This window comes from Rhizobium sp. 10N427, assembly GCF_056394605.1.
This window is the reverse complement of the sequence record NZ_JBFTID010000009.1, coordinates 1-25,167: the sequence shown is the minus strand read 5'-3', so window position 1 is coordinate 25,167 and position 25,167 is coordinate 1. Positions and strand designations below refer to the sequence as shown.

26 protein-coding genes and 3 tRNA genes are annotated in these 25,167 nt (G+C 60.9%); 16 read left to right on the top strand and 13 right to left on the bottom strand.

The annotated features are described in order from the left end of the window. Positions 1–49 precede the first annotated feature (49 nt). Positions 50–307: a YjhX family toxin gene (locus AC1DIJ_RS19260; RefSeq protein WP_112389716.1), complete on the bottom strand. Its 258-nt coding sequence runs from the start codon at positions 305–307 to the stop codon at positions 50–52. A gap of 288 nt (positions 308–595) precedes the next feature. Between AC1DIJ_RS19260 and AC1DIJ_RS19255 the strand changes: the two genes are divergently transcribed. Next, complete coding sequence (locus AC1DIJ_RS19255) at positions 596–1,105, top strand: GNAT family N-acetyltransferase (RefSeq protein WP_112389717.1); 510 nt, start codon at positions 596–598, stop codon at positions 1,103–1,105. Here the strand turns inward: AC1DIJ_RS19255 and AC1DIJ_RS19250 are convergent. Beyond that, complete coding sequence (locus tag AC1DIJ_RS19250; RefSeq protein WP_112389718.1) at positions 1,102–1,407, bottom strand: DUF1294 domain-containing protein; 306 nt, start codon at positions 1,405–1,407, stop codon at positions 1,102–1,104. The genes AC1DIJ_RS19255 and AC1DIJ_RS19250 overlap by 4 nt on opposite strands. A 134-nt stretch (positions 1,408–1,541) precedes the next feature. On the opposite strand from AC1DIJ_RS19250, the gene gatB reads away from it, so the two are divergent. The 5 genes from gatB to AC1DIJ_RS19225 all read left to right on the top strand — a co-directional run bounded on the left by gatB (position 1,542) and on the right by AC1DIJ_RS19225 (position 5,140). Further along, positions 1,542–3,047, top strand: a complete 1,506-nt coding sequence (gatB, locus tag AC1DIJ_RS19245; RefSeq protein WP_112389719.1) for an Asp-tRNA(Asn)/Glu-tRNA(Gln) amidotransferase subunit GatB — start codon at positions 1,542–1,544, stop codon at positions 3,045–3,047. A gap of 61 nt (positions 3,048–3,108) precedes the next feature. Continuing rightward, positions 3,109–3,612, top strand: coding sequence for a GNAT family N-acetyltransferase (locus AC1DIJ_RS19240; protein ID WP_112389720.1), 504 nt, complete (start codon positions 3,109–3,111; stop codon positions 3,610–3,612). A gap of 7 nt (positions 3,613–3,619) precedes the next feature. Then, positions 3,620–4,084 (top strand): GNAT family N-acetyltransferase, encoded by a 465-nt coding sequence (locus AC1DIJ_RS19235; RefSeq protein WP_477831514.1) that lies wholly within the window; start codon positions 3,620–3,622, stop codon positions 4,082–4,084. Between the two features lie 104 nt (positions 4,085–4,188). Beyond that, positions 4,189–4,584: an NADH:ubiquinone oxidoreductase subunit NDUFA12 gene (locus tag AC1DIJ_RS19230; RefSeq protein WP_112389721.1), complete on the top strand. Its 396-nt coding sequence runs from the start codon at positions 4,189–4,191 to the stop codon at positions 4,582–4,584. A gap of 118 nt (positions 4,585–4,702) precedes the next feature. Then, positions 4,703–5,140 carry a DUF2155 domain-containing protein gene (locus AC1DIJ_RS19225; protein WP_112389722.1) on the top strand — a complete coding sequence of 146 codons (438 nt, stop codon included), beginning with the start codon at positions 4,703–4,705 and terminating at the stop codon, positions 5,138–5,140. A 292-nt stretch (positions 5,141–5,432) separates the two neighbouring features. Here the strand turns inward: AC1DIJ_RS19225 and aat are convergent, their stop codons facing one another. The 5 genes from aat to AC1DIJ_RS19200 form a co-directional block, all read right to left on the bottom strand. Continuing rightward, positions 5,433–6,047, bottom strand: a complete 615-nt coding sequence (gene aat / locus AC1DIJ_RS19220) for a leucyl/phenylalanyl-tRNA--protein transferase (RefSeq protein ID WP_477831513.1) — start codon at positions 6,045–6,047, stop codon at positions 5,433–5,435. Between the two features lie 6 nt (positions 6,048–6,053). Beyond that, positions 6,054–7,403: an acetyl-CoA carboxylase biotin carboxylase subunit gene (accC, locus tag AC1DIJ_RS19215; RefSeq protein ID WP_112389724.1), complete on the bottom strand. Its 1,350-nt coding sequence runs from the start codon at positions 7,401–7,403 to the stop codon at positions 6,054–6,056. 10 nt (positions 7,404–7,413) lie between these two features. Beyond that, a complete protein-coding gene (gene accB / locus AC1DIJ_RS19210; RefSeq protein ID WP_112389725.1) occupies positions 7,414–7,890 on the bottom strand; it encodes an acetyl-CoA carboxylase biotin carboxyl carrier protein in 477 nt (158 codons plus the stop codon). 22 nt (positions 7,891–7,912) lie between these two features. Beyond that, complete coding sequence (gene aroQ / locus AC1DIJ_RS19205; protein WP_112389726.1) at positions 7,913–8,350, bottom strand: type II 3-dehydroquinate dehydratase; 438 nt, start codon at positions 8,348–8,350, stop codon at positions 7,913–7,915. A 145-nt stretch (positions 8,351–8,495) separates the two neighbouring features. Further along, positions 8,496–9,254: a DsbA family protein gene (locus AC1DIJ_RS19200; protein WP_112389727.1), complete on the bottom strand. Its 759-nt coding sequence runs from the start codon at positions 9,252–9,254 to the stop codon at positions 8,496–8,498. A 202-nt stretch (positions 9,255–9,456) separates the two neighbouring features. Between AC1DIJ_RS19200 and AC1DIJ_RS19195 the strand changes: the two genes are divergently transcribed. Beyond that, entirely contained in the window at positions 9,457–10,614 is a 1,158-nt protein-coding gene (locus tag AC1DIJ_RS19195; protein ID WP_112389728.1) for an aminotransferase class I/II-fold pyridoxal phosphate-dependent enzyme, read from the top strand. A 209-nt stretch (positions 10,615–10,823) separates the two neighbouring features. Here the strand turns inward: AC1DIJ_RS19195 and AC1DIJ_RS19190 are convergent, their stop codons facing one another. Then, positions 10,824–13,739, bottom strand: a complete 2,916-nt coding sequence (locus tag AC1DIJ_RS19190) for an Rne/Rng family ribonuclease (RefSeq protein WP_112389729.1) — start codon at positions 13,737–13,739, stop codon at positions 10,824–10,826. Between the two features lie 733 nt (positions 13,740–14,472). On the opposite strand from AC1DIJ_RS19190, the gene AC1DIJ_RS19185 reads away from it, so the two are divergent. The 3 genes from AC1DIJ_RS19185 (at position 14,473) to prfB (ending at position 19,569) form a co-directional block, all read left to right on the top strand. Beyond that, a complete protein-coding gene (locus AC1DIJ_RS19185) occupies positions 14,473–15,636 on the top strand; it encodes an N-acetylmuramoyl-L-alanine amidase (RefSeq protein ID WP_477831529.1) in 1,164 nt (387 codons plus the stop codon). 241 nt (positions 15,637–15,877) lie between these two features. Then, positions 15,878–18,337 (top strand): penicillin-binding protein 1A, encoded by a 2,460-nt coding sequence (locus AC1DIJ_RS19180; RefSeq protein WP_112389731.1) that lies wholly within the window; start codon positions 15,878–15,880, stop codon positions 18,335–18,337. Positions 18,338–18,437: 100 nt separating this feature from the next. Continuing rightward, a protein-coding gene (gene prfB / locus AC1DIJ_RS19175; protein ID WP_112389732.1) for a peptide chain release factor 2 occupies positions 18,438–19,569 on the top strand; the annotation gives its coding sequence in 2 pieces (ribosomal slippage) (positions 18,438–18,506 and positions 18,508–19,569; 1,131 coding nt in all). A 54-nt stretch (positions 19,570–19,623) separates the two neighbouring features. Here prfB and AC1DIJ_RS19170 read toward each other — a convergent pair. Continuing rightward, positions 19,624–19,944: a hypothetical protein gene (locus AC1DIJ_RS19170; protein ID WP_112389733.1), complete on the bottom strand. Its 321-nt coding sequence runs from the start codon at positions 19,942–19,944 to the stop codon at positions 19,624–19,626. A 236-nt stretch (positions 19,945–20,180) separates the two neighbouring features. Between AC1DIJ_RS19170 and AC1DIJ_RS19165 the strand changes: the two genes are divergently transcribed. After that, positions 20,181–21,005 carry a hypothetical protein gene (locus tag AC1DIJ_RS19165; protein ID WP_148194379.1) on the top strand — a complete coding sequence of 275 codons (825 nt, stop codon included), beginning with the start codon at positions 20,181–20,183 and terminating at the stop codon, positions 21,003–21,005. Between the two features lie 118 nt (positions 21,006–21,123). Here the strand turns inward: AC1DIJ_RS19165 and AC1DIJ_RS19160 are convergent. Next, a tRNA-Thr gene (locus tag AC1DIJ_RS19160) sits at positions 21,124–21,199 on the bottom strand. A 271-nt stretch (positions 21,200–21,470) separates the two neighbouring features. On the opposite strand from AC1DIJ_RS19160, the gene AC1DIJ_RS19155 reads away from it, so the two are divergent. Continuing rightward, entirely contained in the window at positions 21,471–22,244 is a 774-nt protein-coding gene (locus AC1DIJ_RS19155) for an NAD kinase (protein ID WP_112389735.1), read from the top strand. A gap of 2 nt (positions 22,245–22,246) precedes the next feature. Beyond that, positions 22,247–22,771 carry a hypothetical protein gene (locus AC1DIJ_RS19150; RefSeq protein ID WP_112389736.1) on the top strand — a complete coding sequence of 175 codons (525 nt, stop codon included), beginning with the start codon at positions 22,247–22,249 and terminating at the stop codon, positions 22,769–22,771. 53 nt (positions 22,772–22,824) lie between these two features. Here the strand turns inward: AC1DIJ_RS19150 and AC1DIJ_RS19145 are convergent, their stop codons facing one another. The 3 genes from AC1DIJ_RS19145 to rlmB all read right to left on the bottom strand — a co-directional run bounded on the left by AC1DIJ_RS19145 (position 22,825) and on the right by rlmB (position 24,155). Further along, positions 22,825–22,962, bottom strand: a complete 138-nt coding sequence (locus AC1DIJ_RS19145; protein WP_310298660.1) for a hypothetical protein — start codon at positions 22,960–22,962, stop codon at positions 22,825–22,827. 62 nt (positions 22,963–23,024) lie between these two features. Further along, positions 23,025–23,183, bottom strand: a complete 159-nt coding sequence (locus tag AC1DIJ_RS19140; protein WP_477831512.1) for a hypothetical protein — start codon at positions 23,181–23,183, stop codon at positions 23,025–23,027. Between the two features lie 81 nt (positions 23,184–23,264). Beyond that, complete coding sequence (gene rlmB, locus AC1DIJ_RS19135) at positions 23,265–24,155, bottom strand: 23S rRNA (guanosine(2251)-2'-O)-methyltransferase RlmB (protein ID WP_112389737.1); 891 nt, start codon at positions 24,153–24,155, stop codon at positions 23,265–23,267. Positions 24,156–24,358: 203 nt separating this feature from the next. Between rlmB and AC1DIJ_RS19130 the strand changes: the two genes are divergently transcribed. The 3 genes from AC1DIJ_RS19130 to AC1DIJ_RS19120 all read left to right on the top strand — a co-directional run. Beyond that, a tRNA-Tyr gene (locus tag AC1DIJ_RS19130) sits at positions 24,359–24,443 on the top strand. A 31-nt stretch (positions 24,444–24,474) separates the two neighbouring features. After that, positions 24,475–24,548 (top strand) — tRNA-Gly (locus tag AC1DIJ_RS19125). Positions 24,549–24,746: 198 nt separating this feature from the next. After that, positions 24,747–25,167: GTP-binding protein (locus AC1DIJ_RS19120; protein ID WP_477831511.1), on the top strand; the 421-nt coding region annotated here is incomplete at its 3' end.

Sequence of the window (25,167 nt, the reverse complement as noted above, 5' to 3'; positions counted from 1 at the left end):
ATAGGATATTGAAGGACCGGCTCTCCTATGAGAGCCGGTCCTTCTGCCTTCATCGATTATCCTGCTCCGCCCTCACCAGCACCAGTCCCCGCTCGGTAATCCGGTAGGGCTTGCCGCCCTGTGAGCGGATGGCCCGTTTCTGCTTGAGCTTGCGGAAGGTGAGGATGTCGATGCCGGAGAAGACCCAGCCTTCTCTGGTGAAAAGTTGAAGCTTCTCGATGACGCGGTCTTCGCCGCGGGTGAGTTCGATCCGGCCGCCCTGGGCGAGCAGGTGCAGGATGCGCTGTTCGGCGCGTGAAATGTCCATTGTTGTGTTGATCCGGTCTGGCGCTCGAAAGCGCACAAAAAAACGATCCGTCGTTCAAGGCGAACGGCGGGGCTTCGTTTTTTCTGGCCCATGCGCGCAAGCAGCTTGCGGGCAGGGCCCTTAGCGGGTCTCAGACGAGTTCAACATAAGGTTTGCCTAACCCACGCACAGGTTGCCGTCAAGCGCGCCAGATTCGCAACTCGCCTGCAAAAACGGTGCGAAAGCCGCGCAAACCGATGGAAAAACTGGCGATTCGGTGTTCTACTTTGATCATTGAACGGGGGTTCCATGATCCACATTCGCAATGCCCGCGAGGGCGAGGCGGACCTTCTGAGTGAGATCGGCCTCAGAGCCTGGCAAAAGGCGATGGTGGCCATGGGCGAGACGGACGCGCTGCTCGATGCGGCGCGCAGTGCATTTTCGAATTTCACCCGTAACAGCTGGCTGACGATTACGGTGGCCGAACTCAACGGCCAGATTGTCGGCTGGGGCGCCCGGGAAAAATTCGACGAAACGATCTCGGATTTCTGGATCGACCCGGCCTTCACCCGCCAGGGTGTCGGCGCCGCGCTGCTGGCGCAGATCGAGACGGATATCGCCGACCAGGGTTTCTCCAGCGCCGGCATGCAGACGCATTCGGGTAACAACGAGGCTATCAACTTCTTCCAGAAGCACGGCTATAGCATCCACTGGCTGTCGATCGTCTACAACCCGAAGCTCGACCGCGACGTACCGTCCGTCGGTTTGACCAAGCCGCTCGAGAGCGGGGGTGACGGCACTTACGGGCCGGACTTCTAAGTAAGCCCCAATCGTCCGGCTGCGACGAAGACGGCAAGCCCACCGCATACCACGGCATGAAGCAGCGCAATTCCCATAAGAAGCGTGCGAAACGGCTCCTTCTGCGTCTTGTGCCGCAGCAGGCGCTGGGCTGTGATCGCGCCCGGGCTGCCGCCGAACAATGCAAGCATCAGCAAGGTCCGCTCGCTGACGCGCCGGTGTCCCAGACGGGCGGCGCGCTTGTCGATGAAATAGGTGGCGAAGACGAAGAGATTGTAGGCGAGAAGCAGGGCACCGAGTTGAAGCGCGTGGGCGGAGATCATACATCCATGCTAGCGCGCCGCTGTTAACAGCGCGAAAACGGGAGCTGTGCCCCAGACACGCCGAAAGCCTTGCACCGGCAGGCCATTTCCGTTACCTCACCAGATGAAAAGAACAGCCTCCCGAAGAGTATCACATGACCCTTGTCGACGTTCGCACGCCTGATCCGAAACGCTTCATTCCCGGCGCCACCGGCGATTGGGAAGTCATCATCGGCATGGAAGTCCATGCGCAGGTGCTGTCGAATTCGAAGCTCTTCTCCGGCGCCTCGACGGAATTCGGCAAGCCGCAGAATTCGAATGTCTCCCTCGTTGACGCCGCCATGCCCGGCATGCTGCCCGTCATCAACGAGGAATGYGTCCGCCAGGCGGTGCGCACCGGTCTCGGCCTGAAGGCGCAGATCAACAAGCGCTCGCTGTTCGACCGCAAGAACTATTTCTATCCCGACCTGCCGCAGGGCTATCAGATCTCGCAGTTCAAGGATCCAATTGTCGGCGAAGGCCAGATCGTCATCTCGCTCGGTCCGGATCGTCAGGGCCAGTTCGAAGACATCGAGATCGGCATCGAGCGTCTGCATCTGGAACAGGACGCCGGCAAGTCGCTGCATGACCAGCACGCTACCATGTCCTATGTCGACCTGAACCGTTCTGGCGTCGCGCTGATGGAGATCGTCTCCAAGCCCGACATGCGCTCGTCCGATGAGGCCAAGGCCTACATGACGAAGCTGCGCTCGATCGTCCGTTACCTCGGCACCTGCGATGGCAACATGGACGAAGGCTCGATGCGCGCCGACGTCAACGTTTCCGTGCGCCGTCCGGGCGAGGGCTTTGGGACGCGCTGCGAGATCAAGAACGTCAACTCCATCCGCTTCATCGGCCAGGCGATCGAATACGAAGCCCGCCGCCAGATCGGCATTCTGGAAGACGGCGGCTCGATCGATCAGGAAACCCGTCTCTTCGACCCGAACAAGGGCGAGACGCGCTCCATGCGCTCCAAGGAAGACGCGCATGATTACCGCTATTTCCCGGATCCGGATCTGTTGCCGCTCGAGTTCGATGACGCCTTCGTCAGCGCGCTGGAAAAGGACCTGCCGGAGCTCCCTGATGACAAGAAGGACCGCTTCGTCCGCGAACTCGGGCTGTCGATCTATGACGCGTCGGTACTGGTGTCCGAAAAGGCGATTGCCGCTTATTTCGAAGCCGTTGCCGAAGGCCGCGATGGCAAGACGGCTGCTAACTGGGTCATCAACGACTTGCTTGGCGCCTTGAACAAACTCGGAAAAGATATTGAATCGACTCCGGTTTCCCCGGCTCAGCTCGGCGGCATCATCGACCTGATCAAGGCCGAAACGATTTCCGGCAAGATCGCCAAGGACGTCTTCGAGATCATCCTCAACGAGGGTGGCGATCCCGCTGAAATCGTCGAAAGCCGCGGCATGAAGCAGGTGACCGACACCGGCGCCATCGAAAAAGCTGTCGATGAGATCATCGCCGCCAACCCCGATCAGGTTGCCAAGGTTCTCGCCAAGCCGACGCTGGCTGGCTGGTTCGTCGGCCAGGTCATGAAGTCGACCGGCGGCAAGGCCAACCCGCAGGCCGTTCAGGCGCTGGTCAAGGCCAAGCTCGGCATCGTCGAGGAATAACCGGCATCAGCCGAAGAGCGTGAGCGGCCCTGGATCCCAGCGCCGCCAGGAGAAAGCCTTGGTGTATTTTGTCCGCACCGCCGGTGAGCGCGATCTGGAGAAGATCCGCGCCGTGCTGGTGGAAAGCTTTCATGCGACCTACGACCGCTTCTATGGCGTGCCGAAGGTCGATGAACTGATCGCCCACCTGTTTTCGCCGGCGGCGCTGAAAACGCGGCTGACAAAGAAGAATGCCGAATTCGTTGTCGCCGACAGCGGCAAGGATATCGGCGCAGTCGGCTATGCGGCAATGTCCGCCGATTTGGCAAAGACGGCGATCCTGCATCTTCTCTACGTGCGTCCGGCGCTGCAGCGTCAGGGCATCGGCCGCGACATGTTTGCCGAGCTGGAAACCTGCTTTCCGGATGCGGAGATCATGCGTCTCGAAGTCGAGCCGAAGAACGAGGATGCGATCGGCTTCTACAGTAAGCTCGGTTTCATCGAGGCGGGCCGCAACGAGAATGTCGGCCTCGGCCAGTCGGGTATTGCGACGCTGGTGCTTGAAAAACATCTTCCCGCCCATTGAGACCATCATGACCGGCAAGCTCATCATCCGCGAGGCCAGGCAGGACGATCTTGCCGCGTTGATCGCGCTCTTCGCCGCCGACGATATTGGCGGCCATGGCGATACGACCGACGAGAGCGCTTACGCGGACTACCTCAAGGCCTTCTCGGCGATCGCCGCAGCGCCGGACCAGACGCTCTATGTCGGCGAACTGTCCGGCGATGTCGCCGGCACGTTTCAGATTTCGATAGCGACGACTCTGACCGGCCGTGGTGCGTCCTTCATGATCATTGAGGCGGTGCAGACGCGCAGTGACTTGCGCGGGCAGGGCATCGGCAAACAGATGATCGAGTTCTGCATCGCAGAGGCAAAAAGCCGCGGTCTCGTCCGCGTCCAGCTGATCTCGAACGGCAAGCGCAAGGATGCCCACCGGTTCTACGAGCGCCTGGGCTTCGAGCCATCGCATCTCGGCTTCAAGATGGCCTTGAAATGAGCCTTTGCAAATCTGGAATCACTGGACAATCCGGTCTTCCGGCGGCATAAGCGAGTGAACGAATTCCAGTCCCGCTTGACCTCTGGCAAGCACAAGGAACAGACATGAAGAACTTCCTGCTGCACATTTTCACCTGGTGGAACCACTACACGCTGGGAACACGGTTTGCGCTTCGCGGTTTCAAGCGTGTTGGCGAAGATGAGCTCGGCAATGTCTATTACGAAGGCGGCCTGTCTTCCTATGGCCTGCCGAAGCGCTGGGTGATCTACAGCGGCTATGCCGAAGCCTCGGCCATTCCTCCGGGCTGGCACGGCTGGATGCACCACCGCACCGACACCCCGCCATCGAAGGAAAACTACGCCGCCAAGGAATGGGAAAAGGCGCATCGCGCCAACCCGACCGGCTCGCCGCAGGCTTACCGCCCGCCGGGTTCGCTGTCGGCCACCGGCGAGCGTCCGCGTGTTACCGGCGACTACGACGCCTGGACGCCTGGTAACTGAGTTCGCCGACCGCAAAGCGGGCCGTCCGGCCCGGCTTTTGGCCACAATTGACCTTTACCCGCAGGTTGGCCGCAGAAGCTGCGGCCATTATCATGAGATGCGGTGGAGACGGGTAGATATGCAGCTTTTCACGCGGAACCAGGTCCTGCGTGCCGCCGGGGTCGCCCTGGCGCTTGGCTCGCCGCTGTTGCCGCAGATTGCTTCTGCCGCGCGCATCGAAAACCCTGTCGCCGTCTTCTCGGGTCTCGACAAGATCACCGGCCGCATCACCACCTTCGACGTCTATGTCAACGAAACGGTCCAGTTCGGCGCGTTGCAGGTGACGCCGAAGGCCTGCTATTCGCGCGACCAGTCGGAGGCGCAGAAGATCGACGGTTTCGTCGAAGTCGATGAAATCACCCTCGACCGCAAGATCCGCCGCATCTTCACCGGCTGGATGTTTGCCGACAGCCCGGGTCTGAACGCCGTCGAGCACCCGATCTATGACGTCTGGCTGAAGGACTGCAAGGCGCAGTCGGACGTGCCGGCGCCGGATGGCGCGGCGAAGGCTAAGTAGAAATCTCTCTTGTTGGTTGGCCTTGGTGGCCGGCCCTCGTCCTTCGAGGCCCTTCGGGCACCTCAGGATGAGGGGCGGAGTGGCTGTTGGTGTTGGAAGTACCCGTCGCTGGTTTTGATCTGGCTCCAAGCGGAGGCTTCCAAGAGAGCCCTCATCCTGAGGCGGGAGCGAAGCGCCCCTCGAAGGACGAGGGAGGGCACACCCATCCCGCAATCCCGCGGTAAGCCAACTTCACGAGAGCCCTCCTCCTGAGGTGCCCGAACGGCCTCGAAGGACGAGGGCGGGCGCTCCCCTAAAACTCCAGATGCGGCGAATCCATCGCTGCATCCAGCATCACCGCATATTCATCCTTCGGCACGTCGATCGCCCCGAAGGTCTTCAGATGCTCCGTGGTGAACTGCGTATCAAGCAGCCTGAACTCTTTGTCCTTCAGACGCTCGACCAGATGCACGAGGCAGATCTTCGAGGCGTCGGTGCGCCGCGAGAACATGCTCTCGCCGAAGAACGCCGCGCCCAGCGAGACGCCATAGAGTCCGCCGACAAGCGTATCGCCCTCCCAGGCCTCGACCGAATGCGCATGGCCGATGCGGTGGAGGGTCGAATAGAGCTGCCTGATAGTGCCGTTGATCCAGGTGCTCGGGCGCCCGGAGGTTTCCGCGGCGCAAGCCGAGATCACCGCATCGAAATCATGATTGAACCGGATGTCGAACGGTTTGCGGCGAATGGTTTTCGCAAGGCTTTTGGAGATGTGGAAATCGGCGAGCGGGATGACGCCGCGAAGTTCGGGCTCGACCCAGAAGATCTCCGGGTCATCGGCCGATTCGGCCATCGGGAAGAGGCCGATGGAGTAGGCGCGCAGGAGGATCTCCGGGGTAATTCCTGGGGACTTCCTGCGCGACCCTGYCATTCGTGATCAGGCCGGCTTGGTGCTGGCGAGATATTGTTCCAGCCAGTGGATGTCGTAGTCGCCATTCGCGATGTCCTGGTTCGAAACCAGATCCTGGAACAGCGGCAGCGTGGTCTTGATGCCATCGACGACGAATTCGTCCAGCGCGCGGCGCAGACGCATCATGCATTCGACGCGGGTGCGCCCGTGCACGATGAGCTTGCCGATCAGGCTGTCGTAGTAAGGCGGGATCTTGTAGCCCTGGTAGGCGCCGCTATCGATGCGAACGCCGAGGCCTCCCGGTGCGTGGAAATGCGTGATCGTGCCGGGCGAGGGCACGAAGGTGCGCGCGTCTTCGGCGTTGATACGGCATTCGATGGCATGGCCCTCGAAATTCACTTCCGCCTGCGTCACCGACAGACCGCCGCCCGAGGCGACGCGGATCTGTTCGTGCACGAGGTCGATGCCGGTGATGGCTTCGGTGACCGGGTGTTCCACCTGCAGACGGGTGTTCATTTCGATGAAATAGAACTCGCCGTTTTCATAGAGGAACTCGATCGTGCCGGCGCCGCGATACTTCAGCTTCTTCATGGCGTCGGCGCAGACCTGGCCGATCTTCATGCGCTGCTCGACATTGAGCGCCGGGGAATTGGCTTCTTCCCAGACCTTCTGGTGGCGGCGCTGCAGCGAGCAGTCGCGTTCGCCGAGATGGATCGCATTGCCTTCGCCATCGCCGAACACCTGAACTTCGATGTGGCGCGGCTTGCCGAGATATTTTTCCATGTAGACGGCTTCGTTGCCGAAGGCGGCAGCCGCTTCGGTGCGGGCCGTCGACCAGGCTTCGATCACGTCGGCTTCGGATTTCGCGACCTTCATGCCGCGTCCGCCGCCGCCGGCGGTTGCCTTGATCAGAACGGGATAGCCGATTTCGGCCGCCGTCTTGATGGCGTCTTCTTCGGTCTTCACTTCGCCGTCGGAGCCCGGAACGACGGGGATGCCGAGTTCCTGCGCCGTCGTCTTGGCGGTGATCTTGTCGCCCATGATGCGGATGTGATCCGCAGTCGGGCCGATGAAGGTGATGCCGTGGGCCTCGAGAATATCCGCAAACTTGGCGTTTTCGGACAGGAAGCCGTAACCGGGATGCACGGCATCGGCACCGGTGATTTCGCAGGCTGCGACGATCTGGTGGATGTTCAGATAGCTGTCGCGCGACGGCGGAGGGCCGATGCAGACGCTCTCGTCGGCAAGGCGTACATGCATGGCGTCGGCATCGGCGGTGGAGTGAACCACGACGCAGGGAATGCCGAGCTCCTTGCAGGCGCGCAGGACGCGCAGCGCAATTTCGCCGCGGTTAGCAATGAGGATTTTCGAGACCATGATGCCCGCCTTATTCGATGACGACGAGGGCCTGGCCGTATTCGACGGGGCTGCCGTCTTCGACGAGGATTTCCGTGACCTTGCCTGACTTCGGCGACGGGATCTGGTTCATGGTCTTCATCGCTTCGATGATGAGCAGCGTCTGGCCTTCCTTGACGGTCGAGCCGACTTCGATGAAGGCGCGTGCGCCCGGAGCCGGTGCCATATAGACGGTGCCGACCATCGGGGCGCTGACCGTATTGGCCGGGTTGCGGGCCGGGGCAGCGGCGGCTGCCGGAGCGGCCGCAGGTGCGGCGGCTGCAGGCGCAGGCGCATAGGCCGGAGCGCCGCCGATCGGCGCCTGGACATATTGAACATTGCCGCCGCGCGAGACGCGGATGCGCAGATCTTCCTGCTCGACTTCGATTTCCGTCAGGTCCGTGTCGTTCAAGATGTTCGCGAGGTCACGGATCAGTGCCTGGTCGATACCCGATTTCTTTTCAGCCATGAGTGTTTGCCCTGTCTTCTTCTTATGCCGTAAGGTTCTTCAGCGCGTGAAGCGCCAGAATGTAGCTGTGAGGCCCGAAGCCGGCGATCACACCCTTGCAAGCGGGGGCAATCATCGACTTGTGGCGGAATTCTTCGCGTGCATGCACGTTAGAGATATGGAGCTCGATCACCGGAATGGAAATGGCCTTGATCGCATCATGCAGTGCAATGGATGTATGCGTGTAGGCTCCGGCATTGATCGCAACGCCTGCAGCCTTGTCGTTTGCTTCATGAAACCAGTCGACGAGCGCGCCTTCGTGGTTGCTCTGGCGGAAATCGATATCGAGACCGAGTTCCTGGCCCGCAGCCCTGCAATCCGCTTCGATGTCCTTGAGCGTCTTGCCGCCATAGATGCCGGGCTCTCTTTTGCCCAGCATGTTCAGGTTGGGCCCGTTCAGGACGAAAATGGTTTGCGTCATCGAGTGTTCCATTAAATGCACGAGGGCAACCTATAGACTCCCCATGCCCTTAATGAAAGCCCTTTGGGGTGGGCAGCCGGAATCGTGCCATATTTGTCCACATGGCTGAAACGCTTAGATTTTGGCGATTTGATGAGCGTCGCTCTCAGCAGCTCGTCTTGCCGCAGGTGCGCATGTTCTTGACCTTGGCTTCCAGGTCGTCGAAACCGACCGCGCCCTGCACCAGCTCGTTGCCGATGACGTAGGAGGGCGTGCCGGTGATGCCGAGCTTCTGGGCAAGGTCATAGGCATTCTGCACCGAAGACGTATCGGGGCTCTTTTCCATCTCGGCGCGGATCTGCTTTTCGTTGACGCCGAGCGAGGAGGCCACTTCGATGGCGCTGTCTTCGTCGGCGCGGCCTTCGCTGCCGAGCAGAGCCATGTGGAACTTCTCATATTTTTCAGGCGCCAGCTTGCGGAAAGCGTCGGACACCTTGTGCGCGGCAACCGATTCCGGGCCGAGGATCGGGAATTCCTTGAGCACGAAGCGGACGTTCTGGTCCTTCTTCAGCATCGTCTGCATGTCGGTCAGCGCGTGACGGCAATAGCCGCAATTGTAATCGAAGAACTCGACGATGGTGACGTCACCCTTCGGGTTGCCGATCGAGATATCGTCCTTGGCTTCGAAAATGCTCTTGCTGTTTTCGCCGATCACCTGGTTGGCTTTGACGAGGCGGGCCTCTTCCTGCTTCTTCTGCAGGGCGTCCTGAACGTCGAGCATGATCTCGGGATTCTGGATCAGGTATTCCTTGATGAACTCGCCGAATTCCTTCTTCTGCGCATCGTCGAGAGCGGCAGCGGGAAGGGGCATCGCAAAGCTGGCAGCGAGCGCAAGGGCGGTGAAGGTTTTCGGAAAGAGAGCCATTGTGTCCTCGTCGGCTGATCGAATGCGATGCCGCTTCATAACATCGCCCGGTTAATGGGCTGAAACGTTCCGCATCAAATTACGGTGTGCGGCCCGGCCATCAAACAGGATTTTTCTGGATCGCGGTGCAATCGCGGGATTGTGATGCACGTGATAATGCGGCAATTGTCTGGCCGCAATTGAATATCCGGAGTTTTAGCCCTTGTTTTCCGTATCGAAGCGCAGCGAAGTCGAGCCTTTCCACGCCATGGACGTTCTGGCCGAGGCGACCAAACGGCGTGCCGCCGGTCACCCGGTCATTTCCATGGCGGTCGGCCAGCCGTCTCATCCGGCACCGCAGGCAGCACTCGACGCGGCCCGCGCGGCGCTGACGGAAGGCAAGATCGGCTATACCGATGCGCTGGGTACGGCGCGGCTGAAACACGCGCTCGCCTGGCATTATCGCGATCGCCATGCGTTGGAGATCGATCCGGCGCGCATCGCCATCACGACCGGTTCCTCGGCCGGTTTCAATCTCGCCTTCCTGTCGCTTTTCGATGCCGGAGATGCGGTGGCTATCGCCAGGCCCGGCTATCCGGCCTATCGCAATATCCTTGGCGCACTTGGCCTGAAGGTGATCGAGGTCGCAGTGACGGCCGAGACGCATTTCACGCTGACGCCCGAAAGCCTTGAAGCGGCGCAGCGGGAGAGCGGCGTCAAGCTCAAGGGTATCCTGCTCGCGAGCCCGGCAAATCCGACCGGAACGGTCACCGGCAGGGCGGCGCTGAAGGCGCTTGCCGATTATTGCGCCGCTCAATCGATCGCCTTCATCTCCGACGAGATCTATCACGGCCTGACCTTTGCGGGCGAGGAGACGAGCGCGCTGGAACTGACCGACGAGGCGATCGTCATCAATTCCTTCTCGAAATACTATTGCATGACCGGCTGGCGGATCGGCTGGATGGTTTTGCCGGAACGGCTGGTTCGCCCGATCGAGCGCGTTGCCCAGAGCCTCTATATCTCGCCGCCGGAACTGTCGCAGATCGCCGCGACGGCGGCGCTTGGAGCCGCTGCCGAGCTCGATGTCTACAAGGCGAGTTACGCCGCCAATCGCGATTTCCTGCTCCGCCGTTTGCCCGAAATCGGCCTGCCGGTGGCATCCCCGATGGACGGTGCCTTCTATGCCTATGTCGACGTGACGCGGTTCAGCAACGACAGCATGGCCTTTGCCAAGCGGATGCTGGCGGAGATCAATGTCGCCGCGACGCCGGGCCTCGATTTCGATCCGCTCGAAGGCAACAGGACGATGCGCATGTCTTACGCCGGCTCGCAAACTGAGATCGTCGAAGCCGTCGAGCGCATGGCCCTCTGGCTGAAATAGAGTCCGCGCTCAAGCGCTTAGACGCATTTCCTGACTCATTTTGCCAGACAGGTGAATCAAGATCTGAAGAGGCTTGCTGCCGCGAGACAAAGCCGGATTGGCCTTCTCGACTTATCTCGGATGCCCCTTTCCAATCTCTCCCGGATACGGAATCAAAAAAGCCGGCTGTGTCACCACAGCCGGCTTTTCATTGATCAATCAGCGGTCTCTCAGAAGAAGCCGCGGCGCTGCCACCAGCCGGCCTTCTTCGGCTTGCCGTCGCCCTCGGGCTCGGCAGCTTCGCTGCGCGTCGATTTGACGGTCGGCGAGGAGGAGGAGACGTTCGAGCCGCGATTGGCGCGGGCCGACTTTGCTTCTTCCGTTGCCGGAGCGTCGAGATCGGCAGAGGCTTCCACCGTCTCGGCTTCGGGTGCAGGTTCGGCAGTTGCTGCGGCAGCCGGAGCTTCCTCGGCAACGACAGGCTCTTCCACTGGCGAAACCTCGACAGCCTTCTTGCGGCCACGGCCGCGGCCCTTGGCGGGCTTGACGTCCTCGGTGACGAAGGCGCCGGTTTCGACAGCTGCCATAGCCGTCTGGCCTTCGGCCGCATCTTCGGAAACGGCCTCGATGACTTCAGCCTGCGTCTCGGCTGCCGCGCTTTCGGCAGCGTCACCTTCGCCGGCTTCGCCATCAGCGTCCGTCTCGCTGTCGGTGCCTTCGGCACTCAGTTCGCCGTTTTCGTCACGGTTGCGGCGTCCGCCACGCTTGCCGCGGCGGCGGCGCTTGCGGCGCTGTTCGCTCTCGCTGTCGGTTTCGGCGCGGGCTTCCGCGGTGCCGGCAGCGGCTTCGTCGCCCTCTGCGCCTGCATCATCCTCGTCGCCTTCACCGTCGTCGCCCTCGTCGCCGGAAGCGTCGTTGGCCGACTGCTGTTCATTTCCGCCACGTCCGCCACGGCGGCGGCGGCGCCGCTTGCGCTTGCGGTTGCCGGCTTCGCCATCGCTCTCGGCGCGTGCCTGCTGGGCAGGACGCTCGCTTGCGGCTGGCTTTTCTTCCAGTTCTTCGTCTTCTTCTTCGTCCACCTCGATCACGACATCGTCGTCGTCATCTTCAGGGATGGCCGCGAAGTTGAACAGGGTTTCGATCTTCACCGGATTTTCGACCGGCTCGCCGCGATCAATCGCAAAGTGCTGCGATCCGACGCTGTTGTCGGCGCCGATGATGATCGCCACGCCGAAGCGGGTCTCGTAATCGACGATCGACTGGCGCTTGTGGTTCAGAAGATAGAGCGCGATGTCGGGCGTGGTGCGCACGGTGATATCGTGCGTCGTGTTCTTCAGCAGATATTCCTCGATGCCGCGCAGCACATGCAGGGCGACCGAAGACTGCGAACGGACGTGACCGGTACCGCCGCAATGCGAGCAGACCTGGGTCGTCGATTCCAGAACCGAGGCACGGATACGCTGGCGCGACATTTCCAGAAGGCCGAAATGCGAGATACGGCCGACCTGAATGCGGGCGCGGTCGTTCTTCAGGCATTCCTTCAGACGCTTCTCGACAGCGCGGTTGTTGCGCTTTTCTTCCATGTCGATGAAGTCGATGACGATCAGGCCTGCAAGGTCGCGAAGGCGAAGCTGGCGCGCGACTTCGTCGGCGGCTTCGAGGTTCGTCTGCAGAGCCGTGTCTTCGATCGAATGCTCGCGGGTCGAACGGCCGGAGTTGACGTCGATCGAAACCAGCGCTTCCGTCTGGTTCATGATCAGGTAGCCGCCCGACTTCAGCGTCACCTGCGGCTGCAGCATGCGGTCGAGCTGCGCTTCGATGCCGGAGCGCGAGAAGATCGGGTGGATGTCGCGGTAAGGCTGAACCACCTTGGCGTGGCTCGGCATCAGCATCTTCATGAAGTCCTTCGCTTCACGATAGCCTTCTTCGCCGGCAACGATGACTTCGCCGATATCCTTGTTGTAGAGGTCGCGGATCGAACGCTTGATCAGCGATCCCTCTTCATAGACGAGGCAAGGGGCTGTCGACGCCAGCGTCAGCGTGCGGACGTTTTCCCAGAGACGCATCAGATATTCGAAATCGCGCTTGACCTCGACCTTGGTGCGGTTGGCGCCGGCCGTGCGCAGGATGACGCCCATGCCCTGCGGCACTTCGAGCATCCGGGCGATTTCCTTCAGGCGCTTGCGGTCCTGCGGATTGGTGATCTTGCGGGAGATGCCACCGCCACGCGCCGTGTTTGGCATCAATACCGAGTAACGGCCTGCGAGCGACAGGTAAGTGGTAAGAGCTGCACCCTTGTTGCCGCGCTCTTCCTTGGCGACCTGCACGAGCAGGATCTGGCGGCGCTTGATGACTTCCTGGATGCGGTACTGCTTGCGCGGCTTGCGCTGAACGCGATCGGGAACTTCTTCCATCGCGTCTTCCGCGCCGACCGATTCGATCACTTCTTCCTCGTGATCATGATCGTCGTCGTCATCGTCGTCATTGCCGCGGCGGCGGGAATCGACGTCTTCGGAAATCGAGTCGGTCTCGACCATGGCAGCCATCGAACTGCCGTTCGAGTCGTCGTCGCTATCGACGGAAGCAACCGGCGCTTCGACATCGGTCGGAACGGCATCTTCGGTCGCGGTGGTCTCGACAACCTTCTTGCGGCTGCGGCGCGGCTTTGCAGCCTTCTTTACCGGAGCGGCGTCTTCAGCGGCCGGCGCAGCTTCCGCTTCGATCGCGGCAGGGGCCTCGGCCGTAACGTCCGCTGCCGGCTCGTCCTTGGCGACGATGCCGATGTCGGGCTGGTCCTGGTTGGCCGGATCGTTCATCGGCGCGGTTTCGACGTGCTCGACGTCATCGTCGCGGCGATGCTCTTCGGCTTCCGCGCGCAGCAGCGCCTGGCGATCGGCCAGCGGGATCTGGTAATAATCAGGGTGGATTTCGGCAAAGGCCAGGAAGCCATGCCGGTTGCCGCCGTAATCAACGAAGGCGGCCTGTAGCGAGGGTTCTACCCGCGTTACCTTTGCAAGATAGATGTTGCCGCGAATTTGCTTCTTGTGCTGCGACTCGAAGTCAAATTCTTCTATGCGGTTCCCGCGAACGACAACGACGCGCGTCTCTTCCTCGTGAGACGCGTCGATAAGCATTTTGTCTGCCATGTAAGCTGTGCTCCTCGGCGCAGCCTCATACGCGCATCCCCGCCAGTGTCTGAGACAGGCGGGGTGCGGTCAGGAGGGGTTGCGCCGGATAATGAAAGTCGCGCTTGGTTCGGGAGGGCAGGCAACAGCCAGGCAACAGCGGGGAAGATATTCTCCCGGGGCCTGTAGACTTTGGATAAAACCTGCTGCGACACCATTATGACCAAGCGAGATCGACAATACTAAGACCCGTAGGTCCGATGAGTTTGCTCCTCGGAGCGGTTGGTGGCTATCCACCGATGAAGTTTCCGCATACGCCGGAAAAATCAGAATCCAGTTCACTCGGAAAGAAACACGTATGACGGCGGACGATTGCCGGTTGCGGCGCCAGGTCCTCTCAGGGGTTGGCAGCCTTCGCGGCGACTCTATCCCGTCAGCACTTCTAACCTGAAATCGTTGTATGGTTTCTCTGTCACAATAGCAAGGGAAAAGCCAAATGTGCCATAATATTGATGGATTTCGTCACGCATAGAAAATCGGGGATCCGCGGTCCCGATTCGATGCGCTATGCTCGGCGCCGGGCATCGGGCAGGCGCCGCCGGGCGGCGGGGATCATGTGCCCCGGGGACATATGCAATGACAAATAGGGTGTGGCGGTCGATTGTTTAAGAGGGAGCGGCCCGTAGCGGGGCAATCCGGCAACCGGAAGAATGTTTTTGCGGCGGCGCTCGCTGCCGCGGCGCTGTGTCTCGGGATGGCGACCGCGATCGCAGCCGACGGCGCCAAGCCCGAGCCGCTGCTGGCCTACGGTGCCCGGATTATCGGCGATGACGCCCGCACCCGCATCGTCATCGATTTCGACCAGGCCCCCAGCTTCTCCATCCATTATATTGCCAATCCCGAGCGCATCGTCGTCGATCTCCCGGCGACCGCCTTCGGTTTCGATACCAAGCAGCTGGAAGCGCGCGGTCTCTTCAAGGATATCCGCTACGGCGCGATGGGCGAGGGCAGCGCGCGAATCGTGCTCACCGCCATCAAGCCGGTGAAGCTGGCGATCGCCAAGGTCCAGCAGGACGAGGACGGCAAAGGCCACCGCCTGGTGCTCGATGCCGAGATGACGTCGAAGGAAGCTTTCGCGGCGCTCGTCAAGGCTCAGACCTGGAACGGCGCCGATGACCAGCAGGTGACTAGCGCCATTCCGGCAGCAGAGGCCGCCAAGCCCGGCGATTTCGTCATCGCCGTCGACGCCGGTCACGGCGGCATCGATACCGGCGCGATCGGCGTCGATACGAAAACCGAAGAAAAGCAGGTGACACTGGCCTTCGCCAAGGCGCTGGCCGACCGGCTGAACCGCGAGCCCGGCATCAAGGCGTTTCTGACCCGCGACAACGACGAGTTCCTCTCGCTTTCCGAGCGCGTGCAAATTGCCCGCCAGAACCATGCCGGCCTTTTCATCTCGCTGCATGCCGATACGCTGAAGCAGAAAGATATCCGCGGGGCGACCGTCTATACGATCTCCGACAAGGCATCCGACAAGCTCGCCGCCGATCTTGCCGAACGTGAAAACCTCTCGGATCAGATTGCCGGCAAGGAAACCGTCGCCGAGCCGCCCGAAGTGGCCGATATCCTGCTCGACCTGACGCGGCGCGAGACGCAGGCGTTTTCGATTTCGCTGGCCGAAAGCGTCCTGAACTCGTTCAAGGACCAGATCGGCACCATCAACAATCCGCACCGCCATGCAGGTTTCCAGGTTCTGCGGGCGCCCGACGTACCATCGATCCTCGTCGAACTCGGCTTCCTCTCCAATGTCGAAGACGAGAAGCTGCTGCTCGATGAGACCTGGCGCGGAAAGATGGCGGACCTGATGACCGATGCGGTCAAGCGCTATCGCTCGTCGGTCGTCGCCAATGGCGGCTGACGCCGTGGCGAACATGTAACAGCGTGGACTAAAGCCGGGAACGGGACTGGAATGGGGCAGGGGAGCCCTATTTTGCTCACATTCAGGCCGTTACTCGCCGCTATGTTTCTGACCCGAGAGGCGGATTCGGCTTGTCGCAGTGCCGCTCATGGAGTAAGCCGCGCGCAATGTGTAGATTGCGCGCTCCGATGCGATGATATCGCCTGTGCCGATTGAAGATTTGGAATACCGGTAGCCCAATATGATCAGACTTCTTGGATATTTCTTCGGCATTGCTTGCGTCATGTTTCTTGGTGCCGCAGCTGTCGTTGCCGTCTATTTGGCAAACGTCGCGAAGGATCTCCCCGATTACGCCGTGCTGAACAGCTATGCGCCGCCGGTCACCACCCGCGTGCATGCCGGCAATGGTGCGCTGATGGCCGAATATGCCAAGGAAAAGCGCCTGTTCCTGCCGATCCAGGCAATCCCGGACCGCGTCAAGGCGGCTTTTCTTTCGGCCGAAGACAAGAACTTCTACAATCACCCGGGCGTCGACCTGACCGGCCTCGGCCGCGCTATCCTCGTCAACCTGCAGAATTTCGGTTCCGGCCGCCGCCCGGTCGGCGCTTCGACGATCACCCAGCAGGTCGCCAAGAACTTCCTTTTGACCTCCGACCAGACGATCGACCGCAAGATCAAGGAAGCGATCCTCTCCTTCCGCATCGAGCAGGCCTATTCGAAGGACAAGATTCTCGAGCTCTATCTCAACGAGATCTTCTTCGGCCTGAACTCTTACGGCATTGCCGGCGCGTCACTCACCTATTTCAACAAGTCGGTCACCGAGCTGACGATCGCCGAAGCCGCCTATCTGGCGTCGCTGCCGAAGGGCCCGGCGAACTATCATCCGTTCCGCCACCCCGAAGCCGCTCTCGAGCGCCGCAACTGGGTCGTCGACCGCATGGTCGAGAACGGTTACGTCAGCAAGGAAGATGGCGAAGAGGCGAAGAAGCAGCCGCTCGGCGTCACCGCACGCAGCACCGGCCCGTCGCTCTTCGCATCCGATTACTTTGCCGAAGCCGTCCGCCGCCAGCTGATCGATCAGTATGGCGAAAAGACGCTGTATGAAGGCGGTCTTTCCGTCCGCACCTCGCTCGATCCGCAGATGCAGCTTGCCGCCCGCAAGGCGCTGCAGGACGGCCTGACCACCTATGACGAACGCCGCGGCTTCCACGGCGCGCTGAAGACCATCGACACGACATCGGATTGGGGCAAGGCGCTGGCCGATATCCCGGCGCTCTCCGATGTCCCCGAATGGCGCCTGGCCGTCGTTCTGGCGGTTTCCGACGATGGCGCGGACATCGGCCTGCAGCCACCGAAGGATGGCAGCGGCAAGATCGGTGCCGAGCGCGAGCGCGGTACAATAACCGCCAAGAACATGCAGTGGGCCTACCGTTCCTCGACGGGCGACCGCAAGACCGCCAAGTCGCCGGAAGGCGTGCTGTCTCCTGGTGATGTGGTTTACGTCGCGCGTCAGGGCGACGAGACCTCGACATCCTACCGCCTGCAGCAACCGCCGAAGGTTCAAGGTGGCCTCGTCGCCATGGACCCGAAGACCGGCCGCGTGCTCGCCATGGCCGGCGGCTTCTCTTACGGCCAGTCTGAATTCAACCGTGCGACGCAGGCGATGCGTCAGCCGGGCTCATCCTTCAAGCCCTTCGTCTATGCTGCCGCCATGGATAACGGCTATACGCCGGCCTCCGTGATCATGGACGCGCCGATCGAGATCGTTTCCGGCGGCCAGGTCTGGAAGCCTGAAAACTACGGTGGCGAAGTCGGCGGCCCCTCGACGCTGCGCTCCGGTATCGAGCATTCGCGCAACCTGATGACGGTGCGCCTCGCCAATGACCTGGGCATGAACATCGTCGCCGAATATGCCGAGCGTTTCGGCATCTACGACAAGATGCCGCCGCTGCTCGCCATGTCGCTGGGTTCCGGCGAAACCACGGTGCTGCGCATGGTCTCGGCCTATTCGGTTCTTGCCAATGGTGGCAAGCAGATCAAGCCGACCCTGATCGACCGCATCCAGGACCGTTACGGCAAGACCATCTTCAAGCATGAAGAGCGCGTCTGCGACGGCTGCAATGCCGGCGACTGGCAGAACCAGGAAGAGCCCAATATCGTCGACAACCGCGAACAGGTTCTCGATCCGATGACCGCCTACCAGATCACCTCGATGATGCAGGGCGTCATCACCCGCGGTACCGCCGCAGGCAAGGTCGATCTCGGCGGCCGCGACGTTGCCGGCAAGACCGGTACGACCAACGACGAGAAGGACGCCTGGTTCGTCGGCTTCACGCCGGATCTCGTCGCCGGTCTCTATATGGGCTTCGATACGCCGGCTCCGCTTGGCCGCGGCGGCACGGGTGGCGGCCTCTCTGCGCCGATCTTCAACGAATTCATGCAGGCCGCCGTCAAGGACATGCCGCCGTCGAAGTTCGTCATTCCGCAGGGCATGAACCTCGTCGCCATCGACCGCAAGACCGGCATGGCGGCGCAGGAAGGCGATCCGAACACCATCATCGAAGCCTTCAAGCCGGGCACCGGCCCGGCCGACAGCTTCTCGGTCATCGGCATGGACGGCACCATGGCACCGGAGGAAATCCTCAAGACCTCGCCACAGGCCAATCAGGCGGTGCAGTCCGGCGCCGGCGGCCTGTATTAACATCATCCGCAGAGACGGTGCGGCGGCCGCGGGCTTTACATCCTCGGCCGCCGCAACTATTTGACGGGCCAGCTCAAGACCAACGCAAAGAAGCAGGACAATGCGCGCCGAGATCATAAACGTAGTCGATGAAACCAAGCAGGCTATCACCCTGCTGAGGAGGCATCTTTGACTGGGACCAGGCGATAAGACGGCTGGACTGGTTGAACAACAAGGCAGAGGACCCAAACCTCTGGAACGATGCCCAGGAAGCCCAGAAGCTGATGCGCGAGCGCCAGCAGCTGGATGACGGCATCAATGGCGTGAAGCAGCTCGAACAGCAGCTGAACGACAATATCGAGCTCATCGAAATGGGCGAGGAAGAGGGCGACGAAGGCGTCGTCAAGGACGCCGAGGATGCGCTGAAGGGCCTGAAGGCCGAAGCTGCGCGCCGCCAGGTGGAGGCAATGCTCTCTGGCGAAGCCGATGGCAACGACGCCTATCTGGAAGTCCATTCCGGCGCCGGCGGCACCGAGAGCCAGGACTGGGCCAACATTCTGCTGCGCATGTACACGCGCTGGGCTGAACGTTCGAAGTTCAAGGTCGAGCTTCTCGAAGTTCACGATGGTGAAGAAGCGGGCATCAAGTCGGCGACGCTGCTCGTCAAGGGCCACAATGCCTATGGCTGGCTGAAGACCGAATCGGGCGTTCACCGCCTGGTGCGTATTTCGCCATACGACAGCAATGCACGCCGCCACACGTCCTTCTCGTCCATCTGGGTCTACCCTGTGATCGACGACTCGATCCAGATCGACATCAACGAAGGCGATTGCCGCATCGATACCTACCGCTCATCGGGCGCCGGCGGCCAGCACGTCAACACCACCGACTCGGCCGTGCGTATCACGCATATGCCGTCGGGCATCGTCGTGCAGTGCCAGCAGGAACGTTCGCAGCACAAGAACCGCGCCAAGGCGTGGGACATGCTGCGCGCCCGTCTTTACGAAGCCGAACTGAAGAAGCGCGAAGACGCGGCCAATGCCGAAGCCGCCTCGAAGTCGGATATCGGCTGGGGCCACCAGATCCGCTCCTACGTGCTGCAGCCCTACCAGCTGGTCAAGGACCTGCGCACAGGTGTTGCCAGCACCGCTCCGGGCGACGTGCTCGACGGCGAGCTCAACGAGTTCATGGAAGCAGCACTCGCGCACCGCATCAGCGGCAAGCCCGATGCCGTCGTTGACGACATCGACTGAGCCCCGCAGGCCGGACAATCAAAAAAGCCCCGGACATCCGGGGCTTTTTTCGTTCTAGAGGTTCAGGCGGAAATAGACGCCGTTCCGATGCGGCCGGTAGTAGCGGTCGCGATACCGCCAATCGCGATCACCCCGCCAGCGCCGCTCGGCCCGCCAATCCCGGTGATGACGGCGCTCATAGCGCCAGCTGTCGCGATAACGCGGGCGGTGATCCCGGTAGTAGCGGCGATCCCGGTGCCGGACCTGAACCACATCGCTCTTCTCAACGGCAGCGACCGGCGCCTGAGACCGCGGCATCGCCGCCGCAGGCTCGACGGCAACGAAGGCCGAACCGATGGAAAGAACAGCAGCAACCGCCAAATGGACGATTTTCATAGCGCATCTCCTTGCTATTTCATGACCAAAGGTGACCCCACGGGCCTGAACTCGCTCTGAAGACGGGCTTCATGTCCGGTTCATCGAAGAGGACAAGAGACAGAGCGGCTTGAGCAACGAGAGATGCGACGGCGCACAGATAGCATCAGCGTCGTCGTGGCTTGCCTGCTCGATCGCAAGCCCGGCAAAAGCCTTCTATCGTTTAACAGTGCTTGGCCTATTCGATGGAGACGGACATGGATGAACCATTTCCCGCTATGTTCGAGCAATATGTGCTCCTGCTGACCGCAAAGCGCACGATGCTGAGAGCCGAGGCGGCGGGTGTCGCCACGCTCGTTGCCGGTTCGTCACATGGCGATTTCGGCTTCGATCCGGCGTATCTGCCCGGATCTTTCAACCTGTGCTGCCGATCACAGGATCTGAAATACTCCTACTTTCTCTACAAGACCCTTTCGGAGCAACTCGAGGCGCTCCGCACCATCGTTGTCTTCTATTCGGTTTTCTCACCGGGATGGGTGCTCGATCGCTCGCGATCCGAAGGCATGATCTCGGTGGCTATCAATGAGCTGTTCAATCTTGGATTGGACTACGAGGATCCGGCGCTTACCAGCCTCTACGAAACCGTGGTGGGCAAACTTGGGGATTTGTCGGTAGACGTTTCGGGGCGCTCCGGGTTTCTGCCCGACTATAACAAGAGCTTCATGCCTCCGCGCATGACGACGGAACAGCGCGTCGCAGATCATATGAAGTTCAATCGGCGGGAAAACGCACTTCCTTATCTCGACATGTTGATCAGCTTGTCGGCGCAAAACCGCCACAGGCTGCTCGTCGTCGTTCCCCCAGTCCGAAGCGATTTCCGGATTCGCGCCCCAGGTGCAGAATTGTTTCGCGGTCTGAAGCAGCGAACCGATGGGCATGCTCACGTCCAGGTGCTTGATCTCTATGACCACGATGATTTTGAAGACGGCTTTTTCGGAGATATGGATCATCTCAAGCCGTTGGGTCCAGGCACGGCGCTGCTGTCGCGTCTGGTTGACGAGGCCTTGAGCCGCGGGTCATGAGCGGGGCGCAATCGCGCCGTGCGCCATGTTTTGGGAGCGCAGCGTCAAATTCTGGAACAGGCACCCGCCTACGGAGCAGGCGCCATCCGGCTACGCTTCTGATTTCGCTATGAGTGAGTGGTGCCCCCGGCAGGGTTCGAACCCGCGACCCCCTGATTACAAATCAGGTGCTCTACCAACTGAGCTACAAGGGCAATGCGTGCCAACTACCAGATTCTGAATTCGTGTAAAGGCAAAATCCGGCATCGGCGCGAATTCGTGAACGGTTTCGGCTGCAGAATCATGGAAATCGTGCTGGGCGACAACAGCGGTTGGCGGAAACTATCGCGCCCCGCCGGGGCCGTTTCGCGGAAATGCCGGATGCTCACACTTTGTCGCGTTTCCGCACTTTGTATTGATGTGCAAAACACCTTGTCGCACAAGCCCTTTATCCTTTAGCTAGGCGAGCATAACAAAGGGCATTGAATGGGCCGGTCATTTCAGACGCTTGGTTTTCTGGCTTCCTCCACGACTGAAGCGCTTGCTGCGCGCGAGGAGCTGATTCGGATCTACGGCGACGTGCCGGCCGAAGAGGCGGATGTGATCGTCGCGCTCGGCGGCGATGGCTTCATGCTGCAGACGCTGCATGGAATTATGAACAGCGGCAAGCTGGTCTATGGCATGAACCGCGGCTCCGTCGGCTTCCTGATGAACGATTACCGCACCGAAGACTTGCAGCAACGCATCTGTGCTGCTGTCGAAAACGTCTTCCGTCCGCTGCAGATGACGACGGCCAATGCCGATGGCACGAATTCCGAGGCGCTCGCCATCAACGAGGTGTCGCTGTTTCGCCAGTCCTATCAGGCAGCCAAGCTTCGCGTCGAGGTGGACGGCCATGTCAGGCTGCCGGAATTGATCTGCGATGGCGTGATGGTGGCGACTCCGGCGGGCTCCACCGCCTACAATCTTTCCGCACACGGCCCGATCCTGCCGCTGGAAGCGCCGCTTCTGGCGTTGACGCCGGTCAGCGCCTTCAGGCCGCGGCGCTGGCGTGGCGCGTTGCTGCCGAACAAGGTGACGGTCGATATCCATATCCTTGAGGCCGAGAAGCGGCCGGTGAACGCCGTTGCCGATAATTCCGAGGTCAAGTCGGTGCTGCATGTGCGCATCGCCCAGTCGGAACACATGACCGCCCGCATCCTCTCCGATCCGGATCGTTCGTGGTCGGACCGCATTCTGGCAGAACAGTTCGAGGACTAACGATGAGGGCAGGGACTTTTCTATTGGCGGCCACGCTCCTGACGGGCGCAGGGATTGCCAAGGCGGCTCCAGGCACAGAGACGATCCTGCCGTCCGCTGTCACTTTCGCCACCAGCACGGGATATTGGGAAGAAAGCAAGGCTGACATCGCTATCGAGCGCACGCCCGAGACGTCAGGCAAACCCGTATCTGCCGATCAGGCGGCGGCAAAACCCGGAGAGTCGCGTCATGGCTATTACAAGCTCTTCTCCGTCCGCCAGGATGACCGCACATCGAAGGTCTACCTGCAGCAGGTGGCGCAGACCGATGGCGGGCCGCAGATCGTCTCCACGGTTGAACTGCACGAATTCACCGATCTCAAACCCTATGTCACCGATATCCGTCCGGAGAACTCGACTGGGATCATCAAACAGCCCGGACTGTTCGCCACCGTCTATTTGAAGACCGATCCGGATGCCGAGCCGGATGGCTGGACCGTGCTGATCGACGAGTTCGGAGAAATTTCCGTCGAAAAGGCGACCAACTGACAAAAAAGCCCCAGCGATACCGGGGCTTTTCTTTTGCTCGGCGGGGGGCCGGCCTACTGCTGCACAGGCTCGTTGATGCTTGCCTCGATCTTGGCGCCGTTGCCGGTCTGTCCGGTGCCGGATGGCGCCATCATCACGATGCTCAGCACCGAGCCGACCATTAGAACTACGACGGCGATCATGATTCGCATGCGTTCTTCCTTGCATTAACCTGCGGGACAAACGCGCGGAGATGTTTGAGGTTCCGGAAGCCCTATTGCACAGGGGCTGGTGCAGAGGGGCCGGGGGCCGAGGGGGCCAGCGGATCGGGCTGGCGCACCGGATGGGAGGGATCGACCCAGACGAGGCTGAGAATGATGCCGACGAAGACTGCGACGAACAGAATGCCAAACAGGAGGGGCCGGATTGCCATGCCGGATCGTTTCCTTCTCTCTTGCTGTTTTCGGTTCGCCGCCATCTAGCCCCGGCATGCGTTCATTTTGAGACCCCGGTCCTATTTCGCCAGATACTGCCGGGCCGCATACATGGCGATTGCAGCCGCGTTCGAAACGTTCAGCGACTTGATGGCGCCGGGCATATCGAGACGGGCAAGCGCGTTAACGGTTTCGCGGGTCTTCTGCCTCAGGCCCTTGCCTTCAGAGCCGAGAACGAGCGCCACCTTGTCACCTGTGAACGTTCCCTCAAGCGGAGCCGGCCCTTCCGAATCGAGGCCGATCGTCACAAAACCGAGCTTGTGCAGCTCGCCGACGGCGTCGGCCAGATTGGTGATCTGGATATAAGGAATCAGTTCCAGCGCCCCGGAGGCCGATTTCGCCATCACACCTGATTCTGTCGGGCTATGTCTCTGGGTGGTGATAACCGCACCGGCATTGAATGCCACTGCCGAGCGCATGATGGCGCCGACATTATGCGGATCGGTCACCTGGTCGAGAACCAGAAGCAACGGGCTGTCCTTCAAGGCTTCCAGCCGGCGGACGGGCAGGGGCCGCGTCTCCAGCATTACGCCCTGGTGGATCGCATCGGGGCCGAGCATCTTGTCGATATCCTGCGGCGAGACCATCTCGACCGGGATCTTCATGTTCTCGGGATTGATCTCGAGGCGCGCCAGCGCATTCTGCGTCACGGACAGCTTGATGTTCTTGCGCTCGGGATTTTCGAGCGCCGCGCGAACCGTGTGCAGGCCATAGAGATAGACCTGCTCAGGCGCCAGAACCGGCGGCTTCCAGTCGTCGCCGCCGCGCTTGCGCTTCTGCGGGCCGGGGGTCGGTATGTCGCCGCGCTCGCGCTTTGCATCGCGGTGCTGGCGGCGCAAGGTCGCATAATGCGTATCCTTGGCGGTTTTGTCGGTGTCGGGCTTGCCGGTGAATTTGTTGTCTTTGCTCATGCGGCTTTTATAACGGCGGCAACTCTCCGCGCATAGGACTTCTTTCACAGAGGGCCTTTCAACAGGCGATGAAATTTTTCACATTTTTTCCGCAGTCATCGTGTTGACATGAGGAAATCGTCCGGTCATATACGCGGCGCAGACCGAGGGGCGGCAACGCCAGACGGTCGCAAGCTTGGTCTTCCGATCCAGACGAAACGAATGGAGAGATGCCCGAGTGGTTAAAGGGGACGGACTGTAAATCCGTTGGCTCAGCCTACGTTGGTTCAAATCCAACTCTCTCCACCATTCGTTCTCTGGTCGGGCCAAGACCAATCCCGCGGGTATAGCTCAATGGTAGAGCAGCAGCCTTCCAAGCTGAATACGCGGGTTCGATTCCCGCTACCCGCTCCAGTTTTTCCTTTTAGCTTCAGGTTGTTGCGCCGCGCTTTTGGCGGTGGATCTTGCGTTGCGTCAATTGCTTCCCATATGGGCAGCAAACCCCGGAATGCCGTTCGCAATTAGGTCTTGCGCAATCTCGCCGAAAGCCTTAAACGGCGGCACTAAACCGGTTCGCCGGGGTCACCCATTTCGTTCACAGGAAGCATTCAAATGGCAAAGAGTAAGTTTGAGCGCAACAAGCCGCACGTAAACATCGGCACGATCGGCCACGTTGACCACGGCAAGACGTCTCTGACGGCAGCGATCACGAAGTATTTCGGCGAGTTCAAGGCGTATGACCAGATCGACGCTGCCCCGGAAGAAAAGGCACGCGGCATCACCATTTCGACGGCACACGTCGAATATGAAACGCCGAACCGCCACTATGCGCACGTCGACTGCCCCGGCCACGCCGACTACGTCAAGAACATGATCACCGGTGCCGCACAGATGGACGGCGCGATCCTGGTTTGCTCGGCAGCTGACGGCCCGATGCCGCAGACCCGCGAGCACATCCTGCTCGCCCRCCAGGTTGGCGTTCCGGCAATCGTCGTGTTCCTCAACAAGGTTGACCAGGTTGACGACGCTGAGC

Bases quoted from the DNA above. Each gene is read 5' to 3' on its own strand.
- AC1DIJ_RS19260 (WP_112389716.1), bottom strand. From the start codon at position 307: ATGGACATTTCACGCGCCGAACAGCGCATCCTGCACCTGCTCGCCCAG.
- AC1DIJ_RS19255 (WP_112389717.1), top strand. From the start codon at position 596: ATGATCCACATTCGCAATGCCCGCGAGGGCGAGGCGGACCTTCTGAGT.
- AC1DIJ_RS19250 (WP_112389718.1), bottom strand. From the start codon at position 1,407: ATGATCTCCGCCCACGCGCTTCAACTCGGTGCCCTGCTTCTCGCCTAC.
- AC1DIJ_RS19235 (WP_477831514.1), top strand. From the start codon at position 3,620: ATGACCGGCAAGCTCATCATCCGCGAGGCCAGGCAGGACGATCTTGCC.
- AC1DIJ_RS19230 (WP_112389721.1), top strand. From the start codon at position 4,189: ATGAAGAACTTCCTGCTGCACATTTTCACCTGGTGGAACCACTACACG.
- AC1DIJ_RS19225 (WP_112389722.1), top strand. From the start codon at position 4,703: ATGCAGCTTTTCACGCGGAACCAGGTCCTGCGTGCCGCCGGGGTCGCC.
- accC (WP_112389724.1), bottom strand. From the start codon at position 7,403: ATGGTCTCGAAAATCCTCATTGCTAACCGCGGCGAAATTGCGCTGCGC.
- accB (WP_112389725.1), bottom strand. From the start codon at position 7,890: ATGGCTGAAAAGAAATCGGGTATCGACCAGGCACTGATCCGTGACCTC.
- aroQ (WP_112389726.1), bottom strand. From the start codon at position 8,350: ATGACGCAAACCATTTTCGTCCTGAACGGGCCCAACCTGAACATGCTG.
- AC1DIJ_RS19200 (WP_112389727.1), bottom strand. From the start codon at position 9,254: ATGGCTCTCTTTCCGAAAACCTTCACCGCCCTTGCGCTCGCTGCCAGC.
- AC1DIJ_RS19190 (WP_112389729.1), bottom strand. From the start codon at position 13,739: ATGGCAGACAAAATGCTTATCGACGCGTCTCACGAGGAAGAGACGCGC.
- AC1DIJ_RS19185 (WP_477831529.1), top strand. From the start codon at position 14,473: ATGGCGACCGCGATCGCAGCCGACGGCGCCAAGCCCGAGCCGCTGCTG.
- AC1DIJ_RS19180 (WP_112389731.1), top strand. From the start codon at position 15,878: ATGATCAGACTTCTTGGATATTTCTTCGGCATTGCTTGCGTCATGTTT.
- AC1DIJ_RS19170 (WP_112389733.1), bottom strand. From the start codon at position 19,944: ATGAAAATCGTCCATTTGGCGGTTGCTGCTGTTCTTTCCATCGGTTCG.
- AC1DIJ_RS19165 (WP_148194379.1), top strand. From the start codon at position 20,181: ATGGATGAACCATTTCCCGCTATGTTCGAGCAATATGTGCTCCTGCTG.
- AC1DIJ_RS19155 (WP_112389735.1), top strand. From the start codon at position 21,471: ATGGGCCGGTCATTTCAGACGCTTGGTTTTCTGGCTTCCTCCACGACT.
- AC1DIJ_RS19150 (WP_112389736.1), top strand. From the start codon at position 22,247: ATGAGGGCAGGGACTTTTCTATTGGCGGCCACGCTCCTGACGGGCGCA.
- AC1DIJ_RS19145 (WP_310298660.1), bottom strand. From the start codon at position 22,962: ATGCGAATCATGATCGCCGTCGTAGTTCTAATGGTCGGCTCGGTGCTG.
- AC1DIJ_RS19140 (WP_477831512.1), bottom strand. From the start codon at position 23,183: ATGGCAATCCGGCCCCTCCTGTTTGGCATTCTGTTCGTCGCAGTCTTC.
- rlmB (WP_112389737.1), bottom strand. From the start codon at position 24,155: ATGAGCAAAGACAACAAATTCACCGGCAAGCCCGACACCGACAAAACC.